The organism is Acinetobacter sp. 826659 (assembly GCF_000588515.1).
GTDB classification, from domain to species: domain Bacteria; phylum Pseudomonadota; class Gammaproteobacteria; order Pseudomonadales; family Moraxellaceae; genus Acinetobacter; species Acinetobacter pittii.
The window spans coordinates 1-2,047 of record NZ_JFYD01000018.1; the positions used below are offsets into that span (position 1 = coordinate 1).

Here is a 2,047-nt window from a genome sequence, read left to right on the forward strand (position 1 = left end):
CCTGCCAGTAACAACTCAACATCCGCTTTAAACAGTTGTGGCTGTGCCTGATTGCCTTGGTGGGTTTGACCTGCCAAATGTTTAATGCCTTGATGCTCAATTAAGTGCTCAAGACCATCGGTATAGCTTTTTAATGTTCCGGCATTCAGCATAGTTTGTGCAGGTTTGCCACCCATAATTTCGGTTAGGTTGCTAATAAGCTGAGTAAACTCGGCTGATTTAATTCCTAAGATTAAACCTGGATTGGTACAGAACTGACCACAGCCTAAAACGACTGAATCTGCCAAGTCCTGTGCAATTTTTTCAACACGGTTTTTTAAGGCTTCTGGCAACATCAACATCGGGTTAATACTGCTCATTTCAGCAAACACTGGAATCGGTTGTGGGCGGGCTGCTGCCATGTCACATAGAGCGCGACCACCACCAAGTGATCCAGTAAAACCTACAGCCTGAATTAAAGGATGTTTCACCAGTGGTTCACCCACGCCATTACCATAGATCATGTTAAATACGCCTTTAGGCATATTTGATTTTTCTACTGCACGTTCGATTGCTTGAGCCACAAAATCTGCTGTGGCCATATGTCCGCTATGCGCTTTGACTACCACAGAACAACCCGCAGCTAGTGCCGACGCTGTGTCACCACCCGCAGTTGAGAATGCTAAAGGAAAGTTACTTGCCCCAAAGACTGCCACAGGACCAACACCGATTTTAATCTGTCGCAAGTCTGGGCGCGGTAAAGGCTGACGCTCAGGTAAAGCTGTATCAATACGCGCCCCTAAGAAGTCACCACGACGCAACACTTTAGCAAACAGACGCATTTGCCCACTGGTACGACCACGTTCGCCTTGTAAACGTGCAAGTGGCAAAGCGGTTTCTTGCGAAATAGTCTCTAGAAAATCTGTACTTAAAGCATCGAGTTCATCGGCAATATTTTCTAAAAAGGTAGCACGCTGTTCAGGTGATGTATGACGGTAAGTCTTAAAAGCTTGGCTGGCTGCTTCACAGGCCTGATTGACTTCTTGTTCGGTTGCATGGTGAAATTCATAAGGCAAAGTTTCACCAGTCGTTGCATTTAAACTTTTTAGTAAAGTGGAACTTTGTGCACTACGTGAACCGCCAATAAAGTTGTGTCCGATAATGGTCATAATAGAATCCTGAAATTAATGAGAATGCCGTGGCAGGTTATTTTGATTGATCACACGCATATATAACGTTGCAGGCTCTAAACAACCGCCAGTAGATAATTGACCTACCATGTTGCGATACATTTCTTGCCAAGGCGTTTGAGATGTAGAGACAGTGGGTTTCCATTCCTGACGGCGTTTTTCTAACTCTTCGTCTGAAATGAGGACATTTACGGAGCGTTTATTTAGATCGATGCGCAAACGATCATTGGTTTTTAATAAAGCAATGCCGCCCCCTACCGCAGCTTCAGGTGACATATTTAGGATAGAAGGGCTAGCAGATGTTCCACTTTGACGGCCGTCGCCTAGGCAAGGCAGAGAGTCAATTCCTTTTTTAATTAATTCTGCGGGTGGGGCCATATTTACAACTTCCGCACTACCCGGATAGCCAACTGTTCCAGCGCCTCGAATGACCAAAATACAATGCTCATCAATGTTTAAAGCAGGGTCATTAATTCGGGTATGGTAGTCTTCGGGACCTTCAAAAACGATTGCACGTGCTTCAAAGCTATTTTCACTACTTGGGTCAGATAAATAGGTTTTCTTAAATGCTTCACCCACTACAGACATTTTCATAATGGCGCTGTCAAAGAAGTTGCCACTGAGCACAATAAAACCAGCGCCATGTTTCAAAGGTTGTTCATAAGGAAAAATGACATCGGCATTTGAGGTTTTTGCATTTTTAGCAATTTCACCTATTGTTTTACCGCTGACTGATGCACAGTCTTCGTGTAATACACCCGCTTTTTGTAATTCATGCAAAACAGCAGGAACACCACCGGCACGGTGGAAACCTTCACCCAAATATTTGCCCGCTGGCATGCAGTTCACAATGAGCGGGATGCTTTCTCCAACACGTT

Annotated in this window: 2 protein-coding genes; both read right to left on the reverse strand. The window is 44.6% G+C overall.

What is annotated here, in order from left to right; translation table 11 throughout:
- Nucleotides 1-1,148 (reverse strand): aldehyde dehydrogenase (NADP(+)) (locus tag J663_RS18335; RefSeq protein ID WP_033851418.1); only part of this gene is annotated, 1,148 nt, incomplete at its 3' end.
- Between the two features lie 15 nt (nt 1,149-1,163).
- Nucleotides 1,164-2,047, reverse strand: an 884-nt coding sequence (locus tag J663_RS18340) for a dihydroxy-acid dehydratase (protein ID WP_033851420.1), incomplete at its 5' end; no start/stop codon positions are given.